General features: G+C 67.4%; 23 protein-coding genes and 1 tRNA gene. 9 read left to right on the top strand and 15 right to left on the bottom strand.

Going from position 1 to position 24,757, the window contains the following annotated elements:
• Window positions 1–47 precede the first annotated feature (47 nt).
• Window positions 48–941 carry a carbohydrate kinase family protein gene (locus J2Y46_RS03835; RefSeq protein WP_310240337.1) on the top strand — a complete coding sequence of 298 codons (894 nt, stop codon included), beginning with the start codon at window positions 48–50 and terminating at the stop codon, window positions 939–941.
• On the opposite strand, the gene J2Y46_RS03830 is transcribed toward J2Y46_RS03835, so the two are convergent.
• The 7 genes from J2Y46_RS03830 to J2Y46_RS03800 form a co-directional block, all read right to left on the bottom strand.
• Entirely contained in the window at window positions 922–1,347 is a 426-nt protein-coding gene (locus J2Y46_RS03830; protein ID WP_045301753.1) for a pyridoxamine 5'-phosphate oxidase family protein, read from the bottom strand. The genes J2Y46_RS03835 and J2Y46_RS03830 overlap by 20 nt on opposite strands.
• Before the next feature lie 292 nt (window positions 1,348–1,639).
• On the bottom strand, window positions 1,640–3,124 hold the full coding sequence (locus J2Y46_RS03825) for a DUF222 domain-containing protein (protein ID WP_310240335.1): 1,485 nt from the start codon (window positions 3,122–3,124) through the stop codon (window positions 1,640–1,642).
• 99 nt (window positions 3,125–3,223) lie between these two features.
• A complete protein-coding gene (locus tag J2Y46_RS03820) occupies window positions 3,224–4,009 on the bottom strand; it encodes a nucleotidyltransferase domain-containing protein (RefSeq protein WP_310240334.1) in 786 nt (261 codons plus the stop codon).
• Between the two features lie 147 nt (window positions 4,010–4,156).
• Window positions 4,157–6,133: a DapH/DapD/GlmU-related protein gene (locus tag J2Y46_RS03815; protein ID WP_310240333.1), complete on the bottom strand. Its 1,977-nt coding sequence runs from the start codon at window positions 6,131–6,133 to the stop codon at window positions 4,157–4,159.
• A tRNA-Gly gene (locus tag J2Y46_RS03810) sits at window positions 6,133–6,206 on the bottom strand. The genes J2Y46_RS03815 and J2Y46_RS03810 overlap by 1 nt, the downstream gene beginning before the upstream one ends.
• A gap of 292 nt (window positions 6,207–6,498) precedes the next feature.
• Window positions 6,499–7,335, bottom strand: a complete 837-nt coding sequence (locus J2Y46_RS03805) for an alpha/beta hydrolase (RefSeq protein WP_310240331.1) — start codon at window positions 7,333–7,335, stop codon at window positions 6,499–6,501.
• 249 nt (window positions 7,336–7,584) lie between these two features.
• A complete protein-coding gene (locus J2Y46_RS03800) occupies window positions 7,585–8,307 on the bottom strand; it encodes a YoaK family protein (protein ID WP_310240329.1) in 723 nt (240 codons plus the stop codon).
• A 155-nt stretch (window positions 8,308–8,462) separates the two neighbouring features.
• Between J2Y46_RS03800 and J2Y46_RS03795 the strand changes: the two genes are divergently transcribed.
• Complete coding sequence (locus J2Y46_RS03795) at window positions 8,463–9,674, top strand: cupin domain-containing protein (protein WP_045299449.1); 1,212 nt, start codon at window positions 8,463–8,465, stop codon at window positions 9,672–9,674.
• Window positions 9,675–9,748: 74 nt separating this feature from the next.
• Here the strand turns inward: J2Y46_RS03795 and J2Y46_RS03790 are convergent, their stop codons facing one another.
• The 7 genes from J2Y46_RS03790 to J2Y46_RS03760 all read right to left on the bottom strand — a co-directional run bounded on the left by J2Y46_RS03790 (window position 9,749) and on the right by J2Y46_RS03760 (window position 15,132).
• Entirely contained in the window at window positions 9,749–10,714 is a 966-nt protein-coding gene (locus tag J2Y46_RS03790; protein WP_045299447.1) for an FUSC family protein, read from the bottom strand.
• Window positions 10,715–10,836: 122 nt separating this feature from the next.
• The gene (locus J2Y46_RS03785) at window positions 10,837–11,100 is read right to left on the bottom strand and encodes a hypothetical protein (RefSeq protein WP_310240325.1); all 264 of its coding nucleotides are present in this window, start codon (window positions 11,098–11,100) and stop codon (window positions 10,837–10,839) included.
• 133 nt (window positions 11,101–11,233) lie between these two features.
• Window positions 11,234–11,671, bottom strand: coding sequence for a lipocalin-like domain-containing protein (locus J2Y46_RS03780; protein ID WP_045299628.1), 438 nt, complete (start codon window positions 11,669–11,671; stop codon window positions 11,234–11,236).
• Window positions 11,672–11,679: 8 nt separating this feature from the next.
• Complete coding sequence (locus J2Y46_RS03775) at window positions 11,680–13,344, bottom strand: MFS transporter (RefSeq protein ID WP_052676789.1); 1,665 nt, start codon at window positions 13,342–13,344, stop codon at window positions 11,680–11,682.
• Window positions 13,341–14,333, bottom strand: coding sequence for an NAD(P)H-quinone oxidoreductase (locus J2Y46_RS03770; RefSeq protein WP_045299444.1), 993 nt, complete (start codon window positions 14,331–14,333; stop codon window positions 13,341–13,343). Before J2Y46_RS03770 ends, J2Y46_RS03775 begins: the two co-directional genes overlap by 4 nt.
• 68 nt (window positions 14,334–14,401) lie before the next feature.
• A complete protein-coding gene (locus J2Y46_RS03765) occupies window positions 14,402–14,557 on the bottom strand; it encodes a zinc transporter permease (protein WP_310240322.1) in 156 nt (51 codons plus the stop codon).
• A gap of 14 nt (window positions 14,558–14,571) precedes the next feature.
• On the bottom strand, window positions 14,572–15,132 hold the full coding sequence (locus tag J2Y46_RS03760; protein WP_045299442.1) for a hypothetical protein: 561 nt from the start codon (window positions 15,130–15,132) through the stop codon (window positions 14,572–14,574).
• A 74-nt stretch (window positions 15,133–15,206) separates the two neighbouring features.
• On the opposite strand from J2Y46_RS03760, the gene J2Y46_RS03755 reads away from it, so the two are divergent.
• The 3 genes from J2Y46_RS03755 to J2Y46_RS03745 all read left to right on the top strand — a co-directional run bounded on the left by J2Y46_RS03755 (window position 15,207) and on the right by J2Y46_RS03745 (window position 19,288).
• Window positions 15,207–18,128, top strand: a complete 2,922-nt coding sequence (locus tag J2Y46_RS03755) for an AAA family ATPase (protein ID WP_310240319.1) — start codon at window positions 15,207–15,209, stop codon at window positions 18,126–18,128.
• 112 nt (window positions 18,129–18,240) lie between these two features.
• Window positions 18,241–19,056: a helix-turn-helix transcriptional regulator gene (locus tag J2Y46_RS03750; RefSeq protein WP_310240317.1), complete on the top strand. Its 816-nt coding sequence runs from the start codon at window positions 18,241–18,243 to the stop codon at window positions 19,054–19,056.
• A gap of 94 nt (window positions 19,057–19,150) precedes the next feature.
• Window positions 19,151–19,288 carry a hypothetical protein gene (locus J2Y46_RS03745; protein ID WP_157005527.1) on the top strand — a complete coding sequence of 46 codons (138 nt, stop codon included), beginning with the start codon at window positions 19,151–19,153 and terminating at the stop codon, window positions 19,286–19,288.
• A 46-nt stretch (window positions 19,289–19,334) separates the two neighbouring features.
• On the opposite strand, the gene J2Y46_RS03740 is transcribed toward J2Y46_RS03745, so the two are convergent.
• Window positions 19,335–19,691 (bottom strand): UBP-type zinc finger domain-containing protein, encoded by a 357-nt coding sequence (locus J2Y46_RS03740; RefSeq protein ID WP_045299438.1) that lies wholly within the window; start codon window positions 19,689–19,691, stop codon window positions 19,335–19,337.
• Window positions 19,692–19,878: 187 nt separating this feature from the next.
• Between J2Y46_RS03740 and J2Y46_RS03735 the strand changes: the two genes are divergently transcribed.
• The 4 genes from J2Y46_RS03735 to dcd all read left to right on the top strand — a co-directional run bounded on the left by J2Y46_RS03735 (window position 19,879) and on the right by dcd (window position 24,756).
• The gene (locus J2Y46_RS03735) at window positions 19,879–21,018 is read left to right on the top strand and encodes a CdaR family transcriptional regulator (protein WP_045299433.1); all 1,140 of its coding nucleotides are present in this window, start codon (window positions 19,879–19,881) and stop codon (window positions 21,016–21,018) included.
• Between the two features lie 272 nt (window positions 21,019–21,290).
• Window positions 21,291–22,253, top strand: a complete 963-nt coding sequence (locus J2Y46_RS03730) for a Dyp-type peroxidase (RefSeq protein WP_045299431.1) — start codon at window positions 21,291–21,293, stop codon at window positions 22,251–22,253.
• A gap of 51 nt (window positions 22,254–22,304) precedes the next feature.
• Entirely contained in the window at window positions 22,305–24,038 is a 1,734-nt protein-coding gene (gene poxB, locus J2Y46_RS03725) for a ubiquinone-dependent pyruvate dehydrogenase (protein ID WP_310240315.1), read from the top strand.
• Window positions 24,039–24,150: 112 nt separating this feature from the next.
• Window positions 24,151–24,756: a dCTP deaminase gene (gene dcd / locus J2Y46_RS03720; RefSeq protein ID WP_045299427.1), complete on the top strand. Its 606-nt coding sequence runs from the start codon at window positions 24,151–24,153 to the stop codon at window positions 24,754–24,756.
• Window position 24,757: the final 1 nt, after the last annotated feature.

The raw sequence follows: 24,757 nt of genomic DNA, 5'->3' as shown, positions 1-24,757 counted from the left end.
CGCGGTCCACGGCTCCGGGCCGGCTCCGCGACTGGTTGACTGGGCGGATGCCCCTTGCGTCTGGCGCCCGGGTCGCCGTGTGCGGACCCGCGTCGTGGAACCACCTCATCCTCCTCGACCGCCTCCCCGAACCGGTGCCGCACATGCAGTTCGCGCTCGGCGACCTGCATACGCTCGGTGGGACGTCGGCCGGCAAGGCGCTGCACCTCGCCGATCGCGGCGTCGACGTCACGCTCCACGCGCTGCTGGGCACCGACGACGACGGCCGGCACGTCTCCGCCGCGCTCGACGCGGCGGGCGTGCAGGTCGCCGCCTATCCCTCGCAGCGCACCGAGCGGCACGCGAACCTGATGACCGCGGCGGGGGAGCGCGTGAGCCTCTACCTCGCGACGCCGTCGGCCGCATCCGACGAGGAGATCGGCCGTATCGAGGCCGCCCTTGCCGGCGCGGACATCGCGGTGGTCGATCTCAGCGGGGTCGGCGCGACGATCGTGGACCGCCGCCTCGCCGGCGCCGCGGGCGCCCCGATCTGGACCGACCTCCACGACTACGACGGGGCTGCGGAGTTCCACGAACCGTTCCTCCGCTCCGCCGACGTGGTCTTCATGAACGACGACGCGACCGACGATCCGTGGGCGTTGATGCAGAGCTGCCTCGACCGTGGACCGCGGCTTGCCGTCTGCACGCTCGGCGCGCGCGGAGCCATCGCCCTCGCAGCTTCAGGGGAGCGCGCGACCGTCGATGCGGTGCCGGTCGACGTCGTGGACACGAACGGTGCGGGCGACGCGTTCTTCGCCGGATTCCTCGCCGCGTCGCTCTCGGATGCGGATCTGGACGGATGCCTCGCCGCCGGTGCCCGTCAGGCGGTCGTGGCGCTTTCGTCCGAGCATCTGCACCCTGCGGTCGTCGGCGGCGAAGCGCTCACCAGCGCGATTCGGTGACACGGGCCGGAGTCGCCGACGCGTCGTAGACCCGCACCCACGCCGGCCGCACGACGACGACGGCGAAGTCAGGGTCGAGCGCGCGTGATCCCGGGAACTGCTCGTTGTAGGCGCCGCCGTACTCCTCGCGGAGCGTGCCGCGCACGATCGTGCCGAAGCCGTCGATCTGCGCCGACACCGCGCCGTCCGTCCCGATGACGACCGCGATGCGGTGGTCGTGGCGCAGGTTCTCGGCCTTGCGCGAGCCGACGAGCGTGTCGAACACGAGAGTGCCGTCATCGAGTGCGGCGATTCCGACGAGCGCCGCCTCGGGCGCCCCCGACGGCGACACGGTCGCGACGACGCCCTGCGCTTCGGCACGCACGAAGGCCACGAATGCCGGAACGTCACTGGGATCGAACGCCATCCGCTCACAGTACGGCAGGCAATCGCTGCCGCGCATCGACTCGCAGAACAGCGGATGCCGCGCCGCGACCTCCGTTCAGAAGCTCGTGTTGACGGCCAGGATCGCGTGCTTCTCCGCGTCGGTGAGATCGGACAGGACGAGCACTTCCTGAAGCACCGGAGACTTGAGAGCCAGGTAGGTCTCGATGTCCATGCCAGGATCGCGTGCGAGCTCGATCTTGACCGCCCCGTACCGATCGCGGAGGTCGTCCCGATCGCGGAGCTCCGGAGAGCCAAGCTCGCACGCCCCCTTATCATGCCGCCTCGAATCGCCGGGGCGACTTCGAGCGCAGCTCGACGGGCGCGCCGATCTCACCCGTGGCGGGGTCGGGCGGTGGATGGAGCCAGTACGTGTCGGCGTCGGTGAGGGCATCTCGCGTCCGCGTGATGCGCCACCGCTGGTTGTGAAGGCGCAGATGGCAGTTGCGGCAGAGCGCGATCCCATCGTCGACATCGGTGCGCCCGTGATGCTCCCACCAGTGATCGATGTGGTGATACTCGCACTGCGAGATCGGCGCGCCGCAGGACGGCCACATGCAGCCGCCGTCGCGGGCGGCGATGGCGATGCGCTGCTTTCTCGTGAACAGGCGAAGCTCACGCCCGACGTCGAGCGGGCGCCCATCCGGCCCCCACATCAGCGGGATCACGCCGGACTCGCACATGCGCGCCTCGATGACGCCCCCGGGCAGAGCGTGTCCGCCGTCTTCCATGTGCCCGACGCCGGTGACGTGCATCTCGCCGCGTTCACCGCCGCCCGCCACCGCGCCCGCCTCGATGACGATACGCACTCCCGGCTGCCGGTCGCCGAATGCCTGCTGGGGGTCGGCGTTCGCGCCTGTGCGCAGCACGGCGATGATCGTGTCGTACTGCAGCTGCTCGTTCGACCGGCTGTCTGCCTCGGCCGCGCGCGTCTTCTCGATGGCGTCGGTGCCGACGAAGCGCGGCCCGCGACGTGGCCGCAGTGCGGCTTGCAGGAGGGCATCCACCCAGGCGCCCGCCTCGTCGTCGAAGAGGATGTGCGCGTGCCGCTGACCGTCGTGGTCGATCCAGGTGCGGAAGGACCGGGCGTCGAAGCGCTCTTCGAAACGGAGCGTGACGCCGACCGGATCGAGCCGATCTCGCGCGATGCGCGCCTGGCTGCGGAGCTCTTCCACGGGCAGCCCGCTCGCTTCTTCGAGCAGCATGTTCACGGCGCGAGCCCACGCCTGCGGGAGGAAGTCGGGCGCCAGCTCCGGGTAGCGGTCGACGGGCGGTTCTCCGAGACCGGAGCGGATCGCCTGGAACTGCGCCTGCGTCAGACCTCCCGACGCGAGTGCATCTCGAAGCGCGCCCAGCCACTCCTGGACCACCGGTGCCGCCGGAATGCTTGCCCTGGAGACATCGGCTGCCGGCGGCTCCGCCGGTGCGAGTTCCCTGCCCGCGTCCACAGCCCGCGCGACGTCTGCTTTCCCGAGCCCCGTGAGGTGCTGCACGAGCGCCGTGCCGGTGCGCAGACCCTTTCGCTGCGCGAGCCCGTCGTAGCCGAGCTCGCGTGACGAGCGGCGCGACACCTCCGCCGACGCTCCTGCGACGATCAGCTCGAGCGCCTTCCGCGCCTCCGTCGCGTCGGCGAGCAGTGCCAGGAGATCGTCGTCGGCGAGCCCTCCCACTTCGGCACCGCCGTCGCCGAGCCGCGAGGCGACCCGAGCGGCAGCATCCGTCAACCGCATCGCGGGGGAGGGGGCGGCCGAGAAGTTCATAGAACAAATATACGAATGACCTCCGACATCCGTCGGCGCTGCCGGTGATCTCCGGACGCCGACGAACACAGTTCGAAGCGGCGCGCAGATCCGCCCGCGTCAGCCCACGATCCGCAGGAACAGCTCGTCCGCCTGCTCTCGCACCTTGCGCTGATCCCGCACCGGCGCCACGCCCTCGAGCGCCTCCGCGCGTTCCAGTTCTTGCGCGGCGAAGCGCGCGAGCACCGCGGGCGCCTCTCCAGAGCCCAGTTCGCGCGTCACCGACTTGAGGGCGATGAGGTCGGCGGCGGCATCCCGGATCTCATCCGACACCGTGGTCTCGGATAGCAGCGTCGGCAGATCCATCGGCGGCACGGGGTCACCCGGGTGGTCGGCGAGCCACCGCAGCGCGGCGGCCGGGCGCAGCACGTAGAAGAACCGCTTCAGGGTCTGCGTTCCCGTCTGCTGGCGCCGCGCCACATGGAGGTAGTGGCGGGAGATCGCACCGCGCTCCACGACGGCGGCCGCGTACGCCAGCAGCTCGTCGCGGAACGCGGTGTCGCCGCCGTAGACGATGGGGGAGCGCAGCCACTCGATCGGCGTGGCGTTGCCCCGCGCCATCAGCGTGAGCGCCTTGGCCAGGTCCCAGCCGTTGACGTCGAAGACCTTGTCCAGCGGCGTCTCGATCACGTCGCGTGCGGGCCACAGCGTGAGGTAGCGCTCGCGTCGCCCCACGAACAGGAACCGGCAGTCGTAGTCGCTGTCGGGCGAGGGGAACCCCCACGCCCGGCTGCCGCTCTCGATGGCCCACGGGATCCGCACGCCGTGCTCCGCCGCGACGGATTCCAGGCGCCGGTCGATCTCGCTGACGACCACCGCGTCGAGACTGTCGGGGATCGCGCGCATCGCTCGACCCTACTCGCGGAGCACCTCGATCGTCACGGATGCTGCGGGCCGCGGCATCCGGATATCCACACGCCCGGCATGCGCGCTGCCGCTTCACCGTCGCCGGCTGCGACCGGGCCTCCTCTCGCCGGTACGGCGCGGTGCGGCCTACCGCAGTGTGGCGGCGGGCTCCGGCCGGTGCACGCCGCGGGGCCGGTAGCCGAGCGCATCGGAGACTCCGGCGAGGTCGGCGAGGTACCAGAGGATCGCGAGCCACATCTCGGTGCCCTGCAGTCCCGGCTCGGTCTCGCTGAGACCGCGCGCCGCGGGGCTCGGCTCGCGGAACGAGAACCCGGCGCCGGGCACCCACGTCGCCAGGGCGTCGGAGAGCAGGCGCGCGGCCAGCTCTCGCACCTCGTCGTCGCGGTAGCCGGTGCCGCGCGCGAGCCACAGCGGGTGCGCGACGTCGAGCACGTTGCACGCGTTGCGGGCGCCCGGTGCGAACCACCGCGGGTCGCGGGCGTGGCGCAGCACCGTGTCGATCACGCGGTCGGGGTGGGGGAGCGGCACGCCGAACTGCGCGAACGTGCCGCGCGAGGCGCGGTAGAACCCATTCACGACGGGGAGATTCCCGCGGTCGGGCGTGGCCGAACCCCACATGCCGGTCTGCGGGTCGGTGTTGAGCAGCAGCCAGCCGAACAGCGCCTCCTCCACACCCGCCGGAATCGGATGCCCCGCACGCTTCGTCCACAGAATCGCGGTGCCGAATCCGTCGATGTGGTGTCCGGCGCCCCACGCGTCGGTGGCCCACGGCAGACTCTCGCAGAACTCGACGACACGTTCGGGGGTCGCCGCGGTCACCCACGTGAGAGGAGCGGGAAATGCCGATCCCAGCAGATCGAGCGCGTAGCCCGTGCTCAGCACGTGATAGGCGACGTCGCCGTGGGAGAAGCCGAGGCCCGCCTGCTGACGCCCGTCCGCATCGAGGGGAGCGACCGCGCCGGTCGTGGCATCCTGCCAGCCCTGCAGTCGGCGGATCTGCGCCTCGACCGACGCCTGCGGCGGCGCCGTGCCGAGCAGGAGATCCGCGATCTCGATCGCGTCGGCCTGAGCGCGTACGGTGGGGGCGGCGCCGGGGCGGTCCGTGAAGAGTCCGAGGTCGTCGTTCCACGTGCGTTGCAGGACGACGGATGCCTCGTCCCTCGCGCGCGCCGCCAGTTCGGCGACGCGTTCGGCCAGGCCGGTGACGTCATCGCTCCCGGACGAGGCGCCGACGGCGGTCAAGACGGTGTTCGGCGCTGCGGTCGGGCCGCCGGGCGCGGGGGCGCGGGACGGCGTGTGAGTGGGGTCGGCATCGGGCGGGAGTTCTGCGTCCGGCGCGGGTTCGGACTCGGGCTCGGACTCGGGCACGGACCGGAGCTCGGGCGAGACGGCAGCCTCCGACGCGGTCGTGGCCAGGGCGGCGAGCACTGCCGGCCGGGTCTCCACAGGCTCGCGCGGTTCGGGGGAGTCGGGCCGGTCCTCGGTGCCCCGGGCGGCAGCATCCGCCGCCGCATCGGGGTGGACTCCGGTGTCGTCGGGCTCGACGCGCCAGCGGATGAACCGCGCGGGATTCCCGCCGACGACGGCACCTGCCGGAACGTCCTTGGTGACGACCGCGCTGGCGGCGAGCACGGAGTGCGACCCGACACGGACGCCGTCGAGGATCACGACGTGCGAGCCGATCCACACGTCGTCGCCGATCTCGATCCCCTTGGAGGTCAGCGGCTGGCGGAAGACAGGCGTGCCCGACTCCATCGAGTGGTTGAAACCGAGGATCGAGGTGTGGGCACCGATCCGCACGCCGTCGCCCATCGTGACGCGACCGCGGATCACCGTGTACGGGTTGATGCTGCAGTCGGCCCCGGCACGGAGGTCGCCGGTGAGGTAAGCGCCCGCCGCGACGTACGTGCGGTCGCCGAGGCGCAGCGAGTCGTTGTCGATCGAAGCGAGCTCGGAGAGGAAGCACTGGTCGCCGAGCTCGTGGTCGGGGCGGCCGGAGACGACGGTCTGCTGGAGGAGCAGCTGCGCTTCGCGCTCGGACGGACTCGCTTCGCTCCAGAAATCCCAGGGCGAGTACTCATGGGCGGCGATCGCGGGAGACATGGAGGGGCTGACGGGAATCGAACCCGCGCTGTCTGCTTGGGAAGCAGAAGTTCTGCCATTGAACTACAGCCCCGAGGCCTTGCAAACGCTGGGAAGTCGGCTTCCCGGCAAGGCACGGTGTACACATGTGCGTCACGTGTGAGACGTTGAGAGCATCGTCTGCCCCAGCAGACAATCTACACGAGTCGTGCTCGACCACAGATCGTAGTGCGGGTCTAACGGGATGTGCTCGGCTCACAATCGCCCGCAGGCCGGGCAGATCTTCGGGAAGAACTGTCTCAAGGCCCGGAATGCACTCGACAAAGCCACAGAGACCCGTCTGCGGCTCTGCCTCAGACGGGCCCCTGCCCAGGGAGCCGGGAGGCCTACTTCTGGATGAACGCGAGGATGTCGGCGTTGATGACGTCCGCGTGGATCGTGAGCATCCCGTGCGGGTAGCCCTCGTAGATCTTCAGCTCCGAGTTGCTGAGCAGCTCGTGCTGCTTGATGGCTGCGTCCTTGTACGGCACGACCTGGTCGTCGTCGCCCTGGAGAACCAGCACCGGAACGGAGATCGCCTTGAGGTCCTCGGTCTGGTCGGTCTCCGAGAACGCCTTGATGCCCTCGTAGTGGGCGAGCGCGCTTCCGGTCATGCCCTGGCGCCACCAGTTCGCGATGACGGCCTCGGAGACGGTCGCGCCCTCACGATTGAATCCGTAGAACGGGCCGGACGCGACGGCCTGGAAGAACTCGGCACGGTTGGCGGCGAGTGCCCTACGGAATCCGTCGAAGACGGAGATCGGGGTGCCGTCGGGGTTCGCTTCGGTCTGCACCATCAGCGGCGGCACGGACGAGACGAGCACGGCCTTGGCGACGCGGCCCTGGGGCTCGCCGTACGTGGCGACGTAGCGGGCGACCTGACCGCCGCCGGTCGAGTGTCCGATGTGGATGGCGTTGCGCAGATCGAGGTGCTCGACGACCGCGTTCGCGTCGCTCGCGTAGTGTTCCATGTCGTGGCCGACGCTGGTCTGCGAGGAGCGGCCGTGGCCGCGGCGGTCGCTGGCGATGACGCGGTATCCCTTGTCGAGGAAGTAGAGCAGCTGCGCGTCCCAGTCGTCGGCGGACAGCGGCCAGCCGTGGTGGAAGTAGATCGGCTGGGCGTCACGGGGACCCCAGTCCTTGAAGTAGATCTCGGTGCCGTCGTCCGTCGTCACAAAGGGCATGACTGATCTCCAGGGTTCGTGGTTGGGGCAGCATCCAGCTGCAGATGAGTGCTCTACCTCTTTGTGGAGCGGTAGGCACGTTCACGATAAGCCGGAGCGACCTCTTGCCTTCTCCTACATCTGTCCAGACTCTTGCCACCCGAGTCGCATGCGTTGGGCAGGCCCAACCGAGAGGCGCACCGGTTGCCGGAGCGGCCTCAAGCTGCCTTCGATCTGAACGCGGCCGACTCGAATATCCCCTGGTCTCGGCTAGGGGGTGGGCGCATTCTGGGCCGGGTCGACCGCACCCCGAACAGTGGCTGCGGCAACGAACAGCACGATGAGTGCCATGACCGCGGCCACGATGGAGGACCCATCCCACAGCGCGTCCAGCGCGAAGCCGATACCGCCACCGCCGGCGAACGCGACGAGCACAAGGAAATAGGCGGCGGCCGGCCGGATGTGCGGCTGCCCGTCATCGTCGATGCCGCGGCCCACCGCTCGCCCTGTGAGGCTGGCTGCCATCTGGAGCACGAACGTCACAGCGACGTTGCCGTAGAGCATCCCGGTTTCACGGTGGAACGCGTTGCCCTGTACGCCCGCGATGAAGCTGATGGCCCACGCGATCCACCACGGATTCGCGCCCGGCGACCAGTTCACGGCGGCGAGGACTGCAAGGACCCCCACCTCGAAGATCAGCACCTCAGCTGAGTAGGGTCGCTGTTCCCTCCCTCGCCACAGCACGTAGAGGCTGCAGAGGAAGGCGCCGAGCGCGAAAGCGAGCACGGAGGCCGCTGCGGACCACGCCCGGGGGTGGTCGGAGTCGGCGAGGAAGTAGCCGATGGACACGAGGTTCCCGGACTGCACCGTAGAGAAGGTGCCCACCGCCCCGAGCGTCCACGCGTTCAGCAGGCCGGCGACCAGGGCAAGCGAGATCGCGGCCGGCGCAGTTTCGAGGAGCGGGAACCGGCGGTGGGTGGTGGGTGTCGACATCAGACCTCTCAGTTCGGGGCGTGGTCCATGGAAGTCGCCGCTTCCGGCTCCGGGCTTAGACGTGAGTCGAATCCCTTCGGTCGCTGGTCGAAGTACGCAGGCTCATGTCTGAACGAGACTCCGAGGGACAGTCCCGACCGACGAAGGAGAACCCCATGGACTCGGACGACACCGCCGCGCCGCACCACGAGACGCCGACGTTCGGCAACCCCGATCTGCCGCAGGAGGGGGAGGTGAACACCCTCACCCGCCCGCAGAGCACGACGATGACGGGGCCGCAGAACGTGGTCATCGAGTCGCAGTTCCCGAACCAGATTCATGCGCCAGCGACGGACATCTCGACGCAACCGTTCTTTTGGTCGTCGTTCAACATCTCCCCGAGGCGCGTCCAGCGGGGCGGGTGGGCGCGGGAGTTGACGAAGCAGGACTTCCACATCTCGGATGAGATCGCGGGCGTCAACATGTACCTCGAGCCCGGTGGCATCCGTGAGTTGCACTGGCACCAGACTGCGGAGTGGGCGGTCATGGCGCGCGGCAAGGTTCGCGTCACGACGCTCAGCCGGTCGGGCCTCCCGGCGGTCGAGGACGTCGAGGAAGGCGACCTCTGGTTCTTCCCGGCTGGCACTCCGCACTCGTTGCAGGGTCTTGGCCCTGACGGCGGTGAGTTCGTCCTCGCGTTCGACGACGGTGACCAGTCGGAGTCCAACACGCTGCTGCTCACCGATTGGTTCGCGCACACGCCGCCCGAGGTCCTCGCGAAGAACTTCGGCGTCGCGCAGGAAGTCTTCGGGGACATCCCGCTGCACAATCTCTGGATCTTCCCCGGCGACGAGCCGCCTGCCCTCGAGATGGATCAGTCAGCGGCCGGTGTCGAGTGGGGTATGGAACCGGTCATCTTCCGTTTGTCGCGGTCCAAGCCGCTCTACCAGAACAGCGGCGGCAGCATTCAGATCGCGGACTCCACGAACTACGCGTACTCGAACACCGTCGCGGCTGCGCTTGTGACGGTCGAGCCCGGGTCGATGCGGGAGCTGCACTGGCACCCGAACGCGGACGAGTGGCAGTACTACCTGCGCGGCTCGGCCCGGATGACCGTGTTCAACACGGGTCCGCATGCGAACACGACCGACTTCCGCGCCGGTGATGTCGGCGTCGTCCGGAAGAACTTCGGGCACTACATCGAGAACACCGGCGATGACGTGCTGCAGTTCCTCGAGGTGTTCCGCACCGACAGGTATGAGGAGATCTCGCTCGCGAACTGGCTGTCCCACGTGCCGCCGCAGCTCGTGTCAGCGCACCTCGACATCGACCCGACCGTGCTTGCCACCTTCCCGCGTGGCGCGCAGGGAATCACTCCGCTGCGCTGACGGTCCGCCAAGGAGAGCGGCGTGGGTTTCGGGTACCCACGTCGCTCTCCGTTTCGTTATGCGGGTTGCTGAGGTCATCCTCTGGCACGGAGGCGAGCTCGTCTGTACAGGGACGCGACAAGCAGCACACCTGAGGCGACTGCCGCTCCGACAAGCGTGTCGACGAGGCGGCTTCCTGTTGACGCGGCGAGCTGCCCCGGCACGCCTCCGGCGACCAAGAGCAGCGCCATGGGGGTGACGAGCATCAGAGCCAGCATGAGATTTCGCCGCAAGAAGAGCACGAACCCGAAGACCAGCACACCGACGACCGCGATAAGGAAAAGGCCCTCCGGCGTCCACACGAGGAAGGCGAGCGCTCCACCCACCCCCACGGTCGTTCCGACGACACGTTGTGTCAGGCGGACGGTTCCGGCGTAGAGGTCGGAGTCCTTCTGGAGGATTCCGATAGCGGCGAGGAGAACCCACGCCACGTGATGAAGACCGAGGGAGTAGCCGACTGCCATGGAGATGACGACGGCGAAGGAGAGGCGCGACAGGATGCGCTGTGACTCCGGCGTCATCGCGAACGACCACGCCACGTTGTGAGGCCTCACGGCATCGCGGTGGCGCCCCGCTGTCGTGAGGAGCGGAGCGACGACCACGGCGTAGCCGCATGCCGCGCCCAGAGCCACCATCCCGACGATGACCCCGGGCGCCAGCCCCATTCCTCCGTGTTGCGGGGAGGCTGCGAGCTGGGCTGCGGCGCCGGCGCTCAGAACGGGGAAGATCGCACCCGGCGGCCCGACCCCCGTGGACAGGCTCAGCCACGAGCAGATCAGCGCCACAGCGCACACGGCGACAAGGCTGGCAACGAGGTTGGTTCCAGCCACCAGGCCCACGCCCACGGACGCCAGGAATGCGGCGGCGACAATGGGGAGCTTCACGGCACGTTCCCGGCGGCTGCGGTCGGAGAGGTAAAGGACGACGAGCGCTCCGAATGTTGCGAGGAGCCCCAGCTGCAGTTGCCCAGCGAACAGGAACGCGCTGGGGAGCAGCGTCATCGCAATCGCTGCCTCAGTGGCTGCTACCCACGAGCCGGGCGATGGATGGAACGCCACAGCATCGACGAGAGTCCCGTGCAGCGAATGACGCCTGGTTGATGCGGGTCGCGCGTCTCCGGACGTCATCGGCGTCGCGAGCTCGCGCTCTGCGCGGGCACGGCCCGGACGAAGACGCCGACGGCTGCCACCGGGACGATGACCGATGCGTAGCTGACGACAGCTGTGTTCAGCCCCAGGGGGGCAATAGGGAACCCGGCAGCGATGGCGGGTACTCCGAAGGCGAGATGGTTCACGACGTAGATCGCGGAGAAGACCTCGGCGCGCTCGTGAGCGCGTGCGTGTGGGATGACCAGCCCGACGGCTCCGGCGAAGTAGATGAACAGCACGCCTGTCGCAGCGACCAGACCATTGGTCGCCCCCGCACGATGCAGGGGATGAGCCTTGCCGGCACCGGTGTCGTTGGCGATGGCGGCTCTCCTTCCGATGGCGACCGAACAGGTGGAATCGTTGCGACGGTGGTCATGGGCCCGGGATGCGCCCCCAGGTGAGCTCGCTGTGGAACGTTCGGCCGTCCGCGCCCGTGCGTGGGGATGCGCTGAGGATGAGCTGGTCCTTCTCCACCAGCACCTGGCGAATCTGGTCTCCCGTTTGCCAGTTGGTGAACAGCGCCACGTCGACGTGGTGGATGACGGTGTCGCTGTCTGGCTGGACGGTGAAGGGTCCGGCGTAGGCGATGAAGGGACGCGCCATCCTTACCAGTTCGCCGTCACTGGCCGCCAGCGCATCCGAACTCGAACTCGCTGGCCGATCCATGCTGCCGAGTACCGCCGAGACGATTCCGTTGGGACTGTAGGACAGGTACCCGTCCGCGTTCGGCCCGAACTCCGGGCGTCGCTCGCCGTCCTCGAACACCTCGATGACGCTGACAAGCCGCCACGCGCCGACAAGGTCTGCCATTGAAAGGGTCACCTCTTCTTCTCCTGTCGTCCATGGGGGGTGACGGGGTTCGGTAGTTGGATGAGGTGCTGAACGTCGACGGTCTGGGCGAGCGCGTCTGCTCCGTGCAGGACCTCTTGGTCATACGGGGTGAGGCGGGTGCGGTGCTGCTGCAGGTGCTCCTGCCAGCTGCCAACGGCGAAGACTTCGACGAGTACCTGCTCGTGTTCCCTGTCTTCGTAGAGGCCCCATGTGCGTGCGCCGGTCCGCCGTCGGCTGCGTTCGACGAGGGAGGCGTGCGCGATGAATGCCGCGCGGTCCTTCTCATTCACGGTCCACCGCACTGTCACCAGGGTTGCGCCGTCTCCGTCGATGTGCGCGTCCGCGTCCGCCGTCTTCAGCGGCAGTGCGACTGACGCGCGCCGCATGTCCGTGGTGTCGACGAGCGGCCAGATGAGGTGGGTGGTCGCGGCGACAACGGTGACAGCGCCGGCGATGGCGCAGGTGACTACCGCACCCATCCATCCGGCGACCACACCGCTCACAAGACCACCCGCGGCCATCGAGCCGTAGAGCACCATCTGATAGATCGACAGTCCGCGTGAGCGGACCCACACCGGCAAGAACGTCTGCACCGTCCCGTTGAGAGTCGCCACGACCCCGATCCATGAAGCGCCGGCAACGGCGAGGAGAGGAAGCGTGAGGAGGATACTTGGCGATGCGGCAACCCCGACGGTGGCCAGTCCGAATAGCGCCGAACAGGAGAAGACCGTTCGATTCACGCCCACGCGATGGAACCACGACACCAGGAAGGCGGCGGCAATGGAACCGGCGCCAAGGCCCGCCAGAAGGAGCCCGTAGCCGACCGAGTCGAGGGCAAGACGGTCCGTGGCGATGAGTGGGAGGAGCGCGTAGAGCACGCTGCCCGGGACGACGAACAATCCCAACCGGACGTAGATCCGTTTGACGACAGCTGAGTTCGATACGTATCTGATGCCGGCACGAGCAGCGTCGGTGAAGTGCTCGGGCTCGTGTGGGCTGGGAACGTACTTGCGCCAGAAGATGAGGACGAGAAGGAACGCCGCGTAGGAAGCGACGTTGACCGCGAAGACGAAGCCCACCCCGTACGCGGACAGCAGGACGCCCGCAATCGCAGGTCCGATGGCGCGGGCGGTGTTGATGGATATCGCGCTCAGCGACGCTGCCATCGGAATCATCGGCCGCGGCACGATCTCCGTGGCAAGTGCTTGATAGGCGGGCAGCTGCACGGCCGTCGCAGCGCCGAGGAGAAACGTTATGCCCAGCAGCAGGTAGGAAGTGAGTTGGCCGCTGATGGTGAGCCATACGAGCGCGCCGCTGATGACGACTTGGAGTGCCTGCATCCAAATCAGCAGCCATCGCCGGTTGAGGAGTTCGCCGAGAACACCGGCAGGGATGCCAAAGAGGAGAACCGGTGCGGCGGACGCGGTCTGGATGAGCGCGATGAGAAGTGGTGAGGTGTGCTGCTCGACGAGGAACCATTGGGCCCCGACTGTCTGCATCCACGTGCCGATGTTGCTGACCAGTGCGGTGAGCCAGAGCGCTCGGTAGATGGGGACGGTGAGCGGGGCCCACACGTGCACCGGCGCGCCGTCGGTGAGAGGCCCGGAGTCAGCACCCGCCGGCTGCCTACCGTCCACCTTCGCCGGCGTCATTCGCGGTTGGCGTCGGTTTCGAGGACGACGGTGCCGATGACGTCACCGGACTCGAGTCGTCTGTGCGCGGCCGCGGCTTGAGCCAGCGGGAAGACCGAGTCGACGACCGCACGGATTCGTCCCGCCTCGATGAGGGGGAACACATCCCGAACGACTCCTGCCGTGATCCGGGACTTCTGGTCTGCGGGTCGAGCGCGCAGGAGAGTAGCCGACAGGCTTGCTCGCCGTGACATCAGTTCCCACAGGTCCAAGCGTGTGGATGATGCGGAGCCGCCGATGGTGACCAGATGGCCGTCGGGAGCAAGACATTCAATATTCCGCGCAAGGTATGGAGCTCCGATGATGTCGAGGACGGCGTCCACACCCCGCCCGTCGGTGTGGGCGAGGGTCTGCCTCACGAAGTCCTGGGTGCGGTAGTTGATGGCGACGTCGGCGCCGAGGTTGAGGATCGCGTCTGTCTTGACGGTCGATCCACCGGTGCTGAGCACCCGCGTGCCAATGGCCTTTGCCCACTGCACCGCGAACGAGCCGATGCCGCCGGCTCCGCCGTGGATGAGCACGCTCTGCCCTTCGCGGAGCCCGACAATCATGGAGAGGTTCGAGTAGACCGTGCACGCGACCTCGGGCAGCGCCGCCGCTTCGACCATGGTGAGGCCATGGGGCACGGGCATCACCTGCACGGCGGGGACGACGACCTCCTCCGAGTAGCCGCCGCCGGTGAGCAGGGCGCAGACCCGGTCGCCGATTTGCCATGCATCGACGCCGCCGCCGACGGCAGAGATGACTCCGGCGCATTCCAGCCCCAGACCCGGCGGGGCGCCCGGGGGCACGGGATACTGACCTCGCCGCTCGAGTAAGTCGGCATTGTTGACGCCGGCCGCGTGGACGGTGATACGGATTTCACCCGGCCCCGGCTCAGTGCGCGGGACAGGGATCAGACGCAGGACGTCGGGTGGTCCGGGGTGCGTGAAGCGGACGGCTGATGTCATGACTTCCTTCTGGTCTTCGGTGACGAACGACCGGGGGTGGCAGAATGCTCACCCCCGGCCTTTCGTGTTCAGTGCTCGTCGTAGTGGTCGTCGTGCGCGGCGTGCCGGTGACCGTCGTGGACGTAGTCCACGTGGTCGTCATGCGCGACGGCTTCGTGACCGCACGCCTCCCCGTGCTCGTGGTCTGAGACGGTGTGATGCGCGACATGCGTATCCGTGGTCATGTTCACGATCCCGTTCAGGAGGCCGCGGACCGCGGGTGGGCGTTCGCGTAGGCAACGATGCTGGCGGCGTAGTGCGGCGTCTCGATCTCGCAGTGCTGACCGGATGCCTTCTGGCGGGCGGCGGCGGCCTCTTCGTATGTCTGACCCTTGTCCGCGATGAACTTGAGGAAGTCCTCGGTCGGGTGCGACGTGACCGTGTTGACGTAGCGCAGCTGGTCGCCCTCGAGCTGTTCAATGCCGAGCTCCCAGATCACCTGCGTGGTCGTCCAGCCGGCCGGGGAGAGCACGTCGGAGATGGAGACCATCTTGCAGTAGTGCGGGCTGGCGACCTCGTAGCGGTACTGCTGGATGACCAGGCCGGAGCCGATCATCTCGATGTTGATGGACATCGGGGTGCCGTCGTCGTCCACCGTGTAGCCGGCGGCCTTGTGGTCACCGGGCGCACAGCGCTGGTATTCGTGGGTCGGGAGGTTCTTCAGCCACGCCTCGATGTCGATGTCGTCGAAGTTGGCGGTGACGTCTGCGGTGATGACCGCGTGCGAGAGCACCAGGTCGGAGCGGACAGTTGCGCTCATGGGCGGATCCTTTCGATTGGCCGGATGTCAGCGACACAGAGTCAAGCGCTCTGGCGCTTCTCGCGCCTCGACAAATGACGAAGGTTGGCGGTGAGACGGGGCAAGCCGGGGCCAGCCGGCCGTACCGGAACGCGGTGTACGTTCATGAGGTGCTTGTTGAGGGCGAGCAGGCGCGTCGGATGGGCCTCGACGCGCTGGCCGGAACTGTGGCCGGTCGGTTCCGCACGCCGCTTCGTGGTCGTGCCCCGGAGATAGAGACGGTGGCGCGCGCCTTCACATCCGTCGAAGCTGGCCAGACGGAGCTGACGGCACTAGTCGGTGACCCAGGCATCGGGAAGACGCGCCTTGTCCAGCACGCCCTTCGCATGGCCGAGGAACGTGGCTGGTCCACACTCGTCGTCGCGCCCGGACCCGACTCCGCTACAGCCCCGTTGGGTGCGCTTCTGGAAGCAGCCCAGAGCACCACTGCGCGGCTGGTCACCGACAAGGAGGTCTCCGGCCTCCTGCACGGGCCGGCACCTCAGTACTGGCTCACCCGGTTGCTGGCAGACCGACTGGAGTCCCTCGCCGCTGAGGATCGACTGTTGGTCATCGTCGACGATCTGCAGTGGCTGGACGCGGGTTCACTCGGCGTGATCACCGCTCTCCTCAGAGACCTCCAGGGCATCCCGGTGTACTGGATGTTCGCGAGCCGCACGGGGAACTACGGTCCTAGCCACGCGCGATTCATGGCAGTCGTCGCCTCGGTCGGAACAGTCATCGACATCCTCCCCATCGACGCGCAGGCTGTCAGCGCGGTCGCCCGCGACCGACTCGGCGCGGCTCCTGGACCGTCGCTCGCGCATGCGATGGAACGCGCTGGTGGCTACCCGCTGATCCTGCTCGAGCTGCTGCAGGGTATGGAGGAGGAAGGTCTGCTCCGCGTCGACCGCGGCGTCATCGACCTGGAACGGGACGTCGTTCCGGCCCGTTTCGGGACGTCAGCACGGGAGCGGCTCAGCCGAGTGAGTAAGGACGCACTGCAGGTGGCTCAGGTCGGCAGCCTCTACGGTCGCGAGTTCCCGGTCGCTGGGGTGTTTGGAGTCCTTGGCCGCACGGCCGCTGAAGGGGCGCCGGCGGTCCAGGAGCTCATAGACCTCGGATTCATCATCGACACCGGAACGTCTCTCTGTTTCCGGCATGACACGGTGCACTCCGCGGCGCAAGACAGCTTGCCACCCAGTCTCCGACGTGTGATGGCCAGGGAGGTGCTGAACCGTCGTCTTCAGGCAGGTGAACGCCCTGCTGCTCTCGCACGGACCATAGCGAGCGTCGCCGACTCGGAGGATGAAGATTCCATCGAACTGCTCGTCGTCGCAGCCATCCAACTTGCTGAGACGGATGCGCAGGGGGCGTCCGAGCTCGCCGTTCTTGCCTCACGCCTCGCAGGCGGTCAGCCTTGGCACACGGAGAGAGTCGCGGCGCTCGTTCCGATTCTCCTCACCGGCGCGCCGGTGCATGAGGCGATGGAGATCAGTCGCGCGCTGATGCCGGCTCTTTCCGCTGAGTCGCGGGCTCGGGTGGGGCTAGCGGTCGCCCGTCGACTTACCGAGTACGACTTCGACGCCGCCATTGCCGAGGCCACTGAGGCGCTGTCGATCCCCGGCGTCTCAGATGCCACCCGTGTACAGCTTCTCGCTGTCCGCGCTCTCAACCACGCCAACATCGCCGACTCGACAGGTCTGCGCACGCAGCTCGATCTCGCACGAGCTGCCGCGGACGACGAACGAGACGGCATCGCTTTGGCAACGCTGGATGCGAGCGAGTCGGTGCTCTTCTTCTATCAGGGGCAGTTCGAGGCCGCCGAACGTCTGCAGAGGCGCGCGGAGCAGCGCATCGCTGACTCTGGCGCCAGCCCGAATCTGTGGCTACCCGAAGGACTGTGGCTGGCGTTCATGCGGAACACTCTTGGGGACGGTGAGGGGTCTCTGCGCCTTGTCGAGGCCGGTCTGGCTGAAGCACGCTCAGGACGGCACGTGACCGCTGAGGCGTACTGGCTGATGGTGAGAGTTCGGGCGCTTTACGACCTCGGGCGGCTCGAGGATGCCCGAGTGCTTGCGGAGGCAGTGCTCGATCTTGCCGCGCAGCTGGGTCTCGGTGACTTTGCCAACGCGACCGCCGGCATTGTTCTCCATAGGGTCGGTATGCACACCGGTGACATCCACCTTCGAGAACAGACTCGTCCGCTTGTGGATGAACTGGCCGGCGGAACCACCCTCACGCGAACGGGGCGGTGGAGTCTGGCGCTCGAGTCTCTCGACGGCGGACGCCCGGAGGACGCCCACGCGTTCTCGAACCTGGCATGGTCGTCCATCGAAGAGCCGATCCCGTCCATGACCACACCGAGTGATTTCGGCGATCACATCACGCTCGCCATCATCTGCCGTGCAGTGGACGACGAACCTTCGCTGGCAAGGATCGCGGACGTGACAGCCATGCGTGCGGCACGCCATCCTGCCAACCATCTCGTTCAGGCGGTGTCCGCCGCCACACGTGGTATCCGCGACGGCAGCAGCGCCGACCTCTACGAAGCCGTCGAACATCTGCGTCAGGTCGAGCGGCCGTTGGTGCTGGCTCGGGTGCTCGAATCGGTCGGCCAACTTGACGTCGGTCAGGAAGGTCCGCTGAGGGAAGCGCTCGCCATCTACGACGATCTGGGCGCAGCACGAGATGCTGACCGTGTGCGCCACACCTTGCGGCAGCGCGGGGTAAGAACCCGGTTGGTCGCGTCTGACCAGAACGACACGAGGAGCGGTCTGACGCCACGGGAGTTCCAAGTCGCCGAGCGGATTGCCGCCGGCCGCACCACTCAGCAGATTGCGGACGATCTCCTTCTGTCACCCCACACGGTCGTCGCACATATCCGCCACATCTTCACCAAGTGGCGCGTGAACACTCGGCGCGAGGTGAAAGAACAGATGCTCGCAGCACGACCGCGACCGGAGCAGTCCTCTTAGACACGGTGCACCGATTCTTCGGAACATGCGATGTCCCGCCGAGGAGCGGGGGATGTGGAGGCGCGGGCGGCTCTCCTACCGTTGTCGAAGTTGACGAGACGAGGAGTCGAGGATGGTGATGTACAGCGCCACGCTGGGAGACTTTCTACGAGCGCGACGCGATACCTGCCAGCCGGAGGACGTGGGCCTGATTCGTGAAGCGGGCAGACGCGTCCCTGGGCTTCGTCGAGATGAGGTTGCGCGGCTCGCTGGGATGAGCAGCGAGTATTACATGAGGCTCGAGCAAGGACGCGTCGGCAGTCCGTCCCGCCAGGTGCTGGATGCGATAGCGCGCGCTCTGCGGCTCAGCGTGTTGTCAACCGATTACCTCTATCGTCTCGCCGGAATCGGCGCCCCTCGGGTGTCGACTCACGCACCGCATGCGCGCGAGGCGCTCGACAGGGTGCTACGGCGCTGGCGTTTCACACCGGCGTACATCATGGATTGCAACTTCGACATCGTGGCCGCGAATGACCTCATGGTCGCAGTGTCGCAGGGTGATATCAGAGCCGGCGTGAACGCGGTTCAACTGACTTTCTCAGACGACCGGCGCCGGACGCTGGATGACTGGGAGCGGACCGCGAGGGAGACTGTCGCAGCCTTCCGTTATCGGACGGACGAGAGGTCTTCCCGGCACCGCGAGGTCCTCCAATCCGTTGCAGCCGACCGCGACTTCGCCCGCCTGTGGAAGCTGCACGAAGTGAACGTCCCCCTGAACTACGAGGTACGCGCGACGGTGGAGGGACTCGGTGAACTGTGCGTCGACATCCAGAACTTCACCCTCCCCGACTTCAACGGCCACACCGTCACCGTGTACACGGCCGAGGAAGGGTCGTTCACGGACTCCGTCATCCGGAACCTCGCGCTGTCTCTCGGTGTCGCCGCGTAGAACGGATCCTGTTCGCGGTGCCCTTCGACGAATGTCGGAACGGTCACGACAAACGCACAAGCTGCAGCGCGCGCCCGAACGGTTACCTGACGGAATGACGAACGACCCGAACTGGAAGCTCCCGGCCGTACCGACGTTCCTCCTCAGCAGCTCAGACTTCGACGACCACGGACTGTTGCCTGAGTGGGCGCGCGGCTCCGCAGCCGGCATCGACTGGCAGGCCGCCGACTGACCTTATTCGAGGGAGGGAGCGTGATCACCGCTCCCTCCCTCGACGCTCAGTCTTCTTCCTGCGACAGCAGCCGCGATTCCCAGTCGACGGGGACGCGTCCCTCCGGTCCGGGTGCGCTCTGCGTGGCCGGATGCTGCGTCGGCGGGAACAGAAGTGGCCCGGAGAGGTCGACCTCCTCGAGATAGTCCCACCACCAGTCCTCGCCCGGTTCAAAGCTCTGAACGAAACGGTGTCCGGTGTCGCGGAAGTGGCGGGCGGCGTGCTTGTTCAACGACGAATCGCAACAGCCCACATGCCCGCACGCAGCGCACCGTCGCAGGTGTAGCCACCACGAACCCTGGTCGAGGCATTCGCGGCAACCGTTCCCGGTCGGCGGCACATTCTGGTCGATCTGGTCGTCCATCCGGCAACGGTAAGCACGGCATGCATCGGGAGAATCAGACAGGCGTCGCAAACGTCGTGGGTCACGATGAGCTCTGCCTGGTGACGTCAGGGACAGCCTGTGGGTAGTCCCATCATGCCCACGCGCACTCCTGAGCCGCGGACGTACCGTTCCTTTATCGCGCACCGTCGAGGAACAGGAGAGCACCATGGAAGGCCAGCGAATCGTCGAGCACCTCGCACATGAGCTCGCTCGTTCTGTGGTCGTCGTGGACCGGGAAGGCGCCGTCGTCGGCGTTAGCTACCGCGCGGACGACTACGAGCTTCTCCAGCGCGGGTCCGTGTCCAGCCCGACCGACATCGTTCAAGACTGGTTTCGGGAGACAGCGCGCGGCGCTCAGCACCGGGGACGGGGGGCCTCCGGTGCTGAAGCCGACGCCTCATGGATCACGGTGCCGCTGCTCGTAGACGGTGACGTCACAGGATGGGCTCTCATCGCAGCGCGAGACCAAGAGCTTCGCTCGACGGAGCTGGCGGTCGTAGACATCGCGGCCGAGCTGCTCTGGACGGCTCACTCCCGGCCCACACTCGGCGGGGAAGGGCGACGGACCGTTCTCCGCAACCTCCTGGACGCGGACCCTGGGATCAGAAGGGCAAGCCTTCGCCGCGCGTCGAAGCAACGGTGGGTGGATCGCCACGACAAGTCCGATGTGCACGCGCTGGTCTACGACGACGAGGTCGGCCCGCTGGAACGGCTGCGACTGACGCATGCCCTCTGCAGAAACCTTCCCGGCCGAGCCGAGGTGCTGAGGGAACGCGACGACGCCGTGTTCATCATCACCAGCCGAGTCAAAGTGGGCTCTGACATCGACGCCCTCATCCGCGCGTGGGCCCTCAGTCAGCAGGTTGCCTTGAAAACCGTCGGCACTGCAGCGCTTCGCCCCGAAGACGAAGATCTTGCCCGATCCGCGCACGCAGCGCTGACGGCAGCCGAACTCAGCCAGTCGATCCCGGAGCTCGCCGATGTCACCAGTGGCGACGGGCTGGGTGGGTGGGCGCTGCTGCAGGCAGTGAAAGGCCATCGTGGGCTCCTCGCGGTGGCGTCACCTGCGGCGGAGCTCCTCTGCGCGCTCGGGGACACGAACCGCGAGACGGTGGAGGCGTACCTCGACGCCGCCGGCCACGTACGTGCTGCGTGCGAACAGCTGCACATCCACCGCACGACCCTGTACTACCGCCTCGACAACCTCCCCGACCTTGTGAAGGCCGCTCTCGCGGACGGGATGCAGCGGAGCACTCTGCACCTGGCTCTCAAGCTCGACCGACTGTGGGCGGCCGCCGGGGTCTGAGGTCATCCCTGTGAAAGGTATCCATGTACGAGGGTGACGGCCGTTGTCTTGTCCTCTCCAGGCGTGGATCTGGTGCCAGGCGGCGATTCGGAAGCCGTCGACGCGGAAGCTCGCGAAGCTCATCACCGACTGCGGTTCTTTCGACGGGAGGGCGAGGAGCATGGCGAGTTCTGCGAGAACGACGCCAGTCGAGATTGCGCGACCGTAGGTAGCCCTGTCAGAGCCAGTGTGCGAAGCGTTCTTGGTTCGTACACTCGGCAGGTGGAGATTGCATGAGCAAGACCAGACGCGTGCCCATCGCCCCCCAGAGTGTCGATGCTCCGCTGACAGGGTCGGCGGTGTTCCTCGTCGTCACCGTCAGCGACAGCACCGATGCGTACGCCTCGGTCCGCTCAGCGCTGTCAGACCTCTCCGGACTGCTGAAGACCGTCGGATTCCGTGACCTCGATGCGGCGCTCGCCTGCACCGTCGGTATCGGGGCGCGGGTGTGGGCAGAGCTCACCGGCCGCCCCCTCCCGGCCGAGCTGCACACGTTTGCGCCGGTGCGCGGTGCTGTGCACGAGGCGCCCTCCACCCCTGGCGACCTGCTCTTCCACATCCGCTCGAACCGCCGAGACCTCTGCTTCGAGTTCGAGCGTCTCCTGCTCGAAGAGCTCGGTTCAGCGGTGACCGTGGTGGATGAGACCGAGGGCTTCCGGTACTTCGATGTCCGGGACCTCCTCGGATTCGTGGACGGCACCGCGAACCCGGTCGGTCCCGACCTTCCCGATTCGACGCTCATCGGGGAGGAAGACCCGGCGGGGATCGGCGGCAGCTACGTCGTGGTGCAGAAGTACACGCACCCGCTGGACAAGTGGAATGCACTGACGACCGAGCAGCAGGAGGCCATCATCGGCCGCCGAAAGTCCGATGGCGTCGAACTCGACGATGCGGAGTCAGGTCAGAAGGCACACAAGACGCTGGCGACCATCGTCGACGACGAGGGCGTCGAGCACGACATCCTCCGCGACAACATGCCGTTCGGTAGCCCGGCAACCGAGATGGGCACCTACTTCATCGGCTACTCACGTCGCCTCTCCGTCATCGAGAAAATGCTCGAGCGGATGTTCATCGGCGACCCACCAGGACTGCACGACCGGTTGCTGGACTTCTCCACGCCCATCACCGGCTCCGCGTTCTTCGTACCGCCGGCCGACGTGCTCGAAGAGCTGGAGGACGTGACCTCCACGCCCTGAGATTCGTCAACTGTCGGAGCCGCCCGCGCCGCCCCGACGTAGCGTGGACGTATGTCGCAGAACGTCGCCGACCTCTTCATCTCCACCCTCGTCCGAGCCGGGGTCACTCGTGTATGGGGCCTTCCCGGGGACTCGCTGAATGGCTTCACGGATGCGCTGAGGCGTTCCGGGGAACTGGAGTGGATGCACGTCCGCCACGAGGAGGCTGCTGCGTTCGCCGCCGCCGGTGAAGCGCACGTCACCGGTGAGCTCGCGGTCGTCGCAGGCAGCTGCGGACCCGGCAACCTGCACTTCATCAACGGGCTGTTCGACGCGCAGCGAAGCCGAGTGCCGGTGTTGGCCATCGCCTCCCACATCCCGAGTCCGGAGATCGGCAGCTCCTCCTTCCAGGAGACCCACCCGCAGGAGCTTTTCCGCGAGTGCAGCGACTACGTCGAACTGGTCAGCGATCCCGCACAGCTCCCGTGGGTCCTCGAGACCGCGATGCGCACCGCAGTTGAGAAGAGGGGCGTGGCAGTCGTCGTCGTCCCGGGCGACATCTTCCACCGCGATGCGCCCATCCGCCGTCCCTCCGCACCGATTCGTGCCACGACGCCCCGCATCCTGCCTGGCGAGGAGGAGCTCGCACGGGCCGCGGAGACGCTGAACACCGTGAAGAACGTCACGATCCTCGCCGGCGCCGGTGTGGAAGGCTCGCACGCCGAGGTGCTCGCGCTGGCGGGGAAGCTGAAGGCTCCGATCGTTCACGCGTTCCGCGGCAAGGAGCACATCGAGTACGACAACCCGTTCGACGTCGGAATGACCGGGCTGCTCGGCTTCGCCTCCGGGTACCGCGCGATGGAGCGGTGCGATGTCCTGCTCATTCTCGGGTCGGACTTCCCGTACCGCGAGTTCTACCCGGAGAAGGCGACCATCATCCAGGTCGACATCCGCGGAGAACAGCTCGGGCGTCGGACGCCCGTCGATGTCGGACTCGTCGGTGACGTCGGGGAGACCGCACGCGCTCTCGTTCCGCTGATTCGCGACGGCCGCTCCGACGACCACCTGAACGACAGCCTCAAGCACTACCGCTCCACGCGGAAGGAGCTCGACGAGCTGGCGAACGACGACGGCAAGGAACCCATCCACCCGCAGTACCTCGCCAAGCTGATCGACGACCTCGCCGACGAGGATGCCATCTTCACCGCCGACGTCGGCTCACCGGTCATGTGGGCCGCCCGCTACCTCAAGATGACACCCGAGCGCCGACTCATCGGATCGTTCAGCCACGGCTCGATGGCGAACGCCGTACCGCAGGCCCTCGGGGCCCGCGCCGCCGCACCTCACCGTCAGGTGGTCGCCCTGGCCGGCGACGGCGGGCTTTCGATGCTCATGGGAGAGCTGATCTCCATCCGGCAGAACGACCTGGCCGTCAAGATCGTCGTCTTCAACAACTCCTCCCTGAACTTCGTGGAGTTGGAGATGAAGGCCGCAGGCACCGTGAACTTCGGCACGGACCTGGCACAGACCGACTTCGCCGCCATAGCCCAGGCATCGGGCATCGCCGGGTACCGAGTTGAGAAGGCGAGCGAGCTGGCTCAGACGCTGGAGCGCGCGTTCGACGAGCCTGGCTCCGCGCTCATCGACGTCGTCGTCGCTCGACAGGAGCTCAGCATCCCGCCGTCCATCACCGCGGCGCAGGCGAAGGGATTCGCGCTCTATGCGCTTCGAACGGTGTTCTCCGGCCGCGGCGACGAGCTACTCGATCTGGCGGACACGAACGTGTGGCGGCGCCTCTTCCACTGAGCCGGTGGCGCCTGGAGTTCGAATTGCGGCGGTGTCCAACTGGTTCCCGGCGCTCGCGCGCCTGTTACGGCGCCCGGCCTGCATCACGGCACGGTCCGGATAGGCTGGCTCCGTGCTGCTGAGTGACCGCGACATCCGGCTCGAGATCGACGCGGGGCGCCTCGCGCTCGACCCGTGGGACCCCGCGATGGTGCAGCCCTCGAGTGTCGATGTGAGGCTCGACCGGTACTTCCGGCTGTTCGACAACCACAAGTACCCGTTCATCGATCCGGCCGAGGATCAGCCCGAGCTGACGCGCCTCATCGAGGTCGACCCCGAGGAGCCGTTCATCCTCCACCCGGGCGAGTTCGCGCTCGGCTCGACCTTCGAGCAGATCACTCTCCCCGACGACATCGCGGCTCGCCTCGAAGGCAAGTCGTCGCTCGGCCGCCTGGGCCTGCTGACCCACTCGACCGCGGGCTTCATCGACCCCGGATTCTCGGGCCACGTCACGCTCGAGCTCTCCAACGTCGCGACGCTGCCCATCAAGCTCTGGCCGGGCATGAAGATCGGGCAGGTCTGCTACTTCCGCCTCACCTCGCCCGCCGAGAGCCCTTACGGCTCAGGGCCGTACGGCAACAGGTATCAGGGGCAGCGCGGGCCCACCGCATCCCGTTCCTTCCAGAACTTCCACCGCAGCGACGTGGGCGCGACGGATGCCGGGAGCCGCGGCGCCTGAA

The sequence above is a fragment of the Microbacterium sp. BE35 genome (assembly GCF_031457705.1).
Classification (GTDB): Bacteria; Actinomycetota; Actinomycetes; order Actinomycetales; family Microbacteriaceae; genus Microbacterium; species Microbacterium trichothecenolyticum.
This window is presented reverse-complemented; position numbering and strand designations above follow the sequence as displayed.

What these genes read in the sequence shown, in the direction of transcription:
- J2Y46_RS03835 (WP_310240337.1), top strand. Translation starts at nt 48, where the DNA reads ATGCCCCTTGCGTCTGGCGCCCGGGTCGCCGTGTGCGGACCCGCGTCG.
- J2Y46_RS03830 (WP_045301753.1), bottom strand. Translation starts at nt 1,347, where the DNA reads ATGGCGTTCGATCCCAGTGACGTTCCGGCATTCGTGGCCTTCGTGCGT.
- J2Y46_RS03825 (WP_310240335.1), bottom strand. Translation starts at nt 3,124, where the DNA reads ATGAACTTCTCGGCCGCCCCCTCCCCCGCGATGCGGTTGACGGATGCT.
- J2Y46_RS03820 (WP_310240334.1), bottom strand. Translation starts at nt 4,009, where the DNA reads ATGCGCGCGATCCCCGACAGTCTCGACGCGGTGGTCGTCAGCGAGATC.
- J2Y46_RS03815 (WP_310240333.1), bottom strand. Translation starts at nt 6,133, where the DNA reads ATGTCTCCCGCGATCGCCGCCCATGAGTACTCGCCCTGGGATTTCTGG.
- J2Y46_RS03805 (WP_310240331.1), bottom strand. Translation starts at nt 7,335, where the DNA reads ATGCCCTTTGTGACGACGGACGACGGCACCGAGATCTACTTCAAGGAC.
- J2Y46_RS03800 (WP_310240329.1), bottom strand. Translation starts at nt 8,307, where the DNA reads ATGTCGACACCCACCACCCACCGCCGGTTCCCGCTCCTCGAAACTGCG.
- J2Y46_RS03795 (WP_045299449.1), top strand. Translation starts at nt 8,463, where the DNA reads ATGGACTCGGACGACACCGCCGCGCCGCACCACGAGACGCCGACGTTC.
- J2Y46_RS03790 (WP_045299447.1), bottom strand. Translation starts at nt 10,714, where the DNA reads ATGACGCTGCTCCCCAGCGCGTTCCTGTTCGCTGGGCAACTGCAGCTG.
- J2Y46_RS03780 (WP_045299628.1), bottom strand. Translation starts at nt 11,671, where the DNA reads ATGGCAGACCTTGTCGGCGCGTGGCGGCTTGTCAGCGTCATCGAGGTG.
- J2Y46_RS03775 (WP_052676789.1), bottom strand. Translation starts at nt 13,344, where the DNA reads ATGACGCCGGCGAAGGTGGACGGTAGGCAGCCGGCGGGTGCTGACTCC.
- J2Y46_RS03770 (WP_045299444.1), bottom strand. Translation starts at nt 14,333, where the DNA reads ATGACATCAGCCGTCCGCTTCACGCACCCCGGACCACCCGACGTCCTG.
- J2Y46_RS03765 (WP_310240322.1), bottom strand. Translation starts at nt 14,557, where the DNA reads ATGACCACGGATACGCATGTCGCGCATCACACCGTCTCAGACCACGAG.
- J2Y46_RS03760 (WP_045299442.1), bottom strand. Translation starts at nt 15,132, where the DNA reads ATGAGCGCAACTGTCCGCTCCGACCTGGTGCTCTCGCACGCGGTCATC.
- J2Y46_RS03755 (WP_310240319.1), top strand. Translation starts at nt 15,207, where the DNA reads ATGACGAAGGTTGGCGGTGAGACGGGGCAAGCCGGGGCCAGCCGGCCG.
- J2Y46_RS03750 (WP_310240317.1), top strand. Translation starts at nt 18,241, where the DNA reads ATGGTGATGTACAGCGCCACGCTGGGAGACTTTCTACGAGCGCGACGC.
- J2Y46_RS03745 (WP_157005527.1), top strand. Translation starts at nt 19,151, where the DNA reads ATGACGAACGACCCGAACTGGAAGCTCCCGGCCGTACCGACGTTCCTC.
- J2Y46_RS03740 (WP_045299438.1), bottom strand. Translation starts at nt 19,691, where the DNA reads ATGGACGACCAGATCGACCAGAATGTGCCGCCGACCGGGAACGGTTGC.
- J2Y46_RS03735 (WP_045299433.1), top strand. Translation starts at nt 19,879, where the DNA reads ATGGAAGGCCAGCGAATCGTCGAGCACCTCGCACATGAGCTCGCTCGT.
- J2Y46_RS03730 (WP_045299431.1), top strand. Translation starts at nt 21,291, where the DNA reads ATGAGCAAGACCAGACGCGTGCCCATCGCCCCCCAGAGTGTCGATGCT.
- poxB (WP_310240315.1), top strand. Translation starts at nt 22,305, where the DNA reads ATGTCGCAGAACGTCGCCGACCTCTTCATCTCCACCCTCGTCCGAGCC.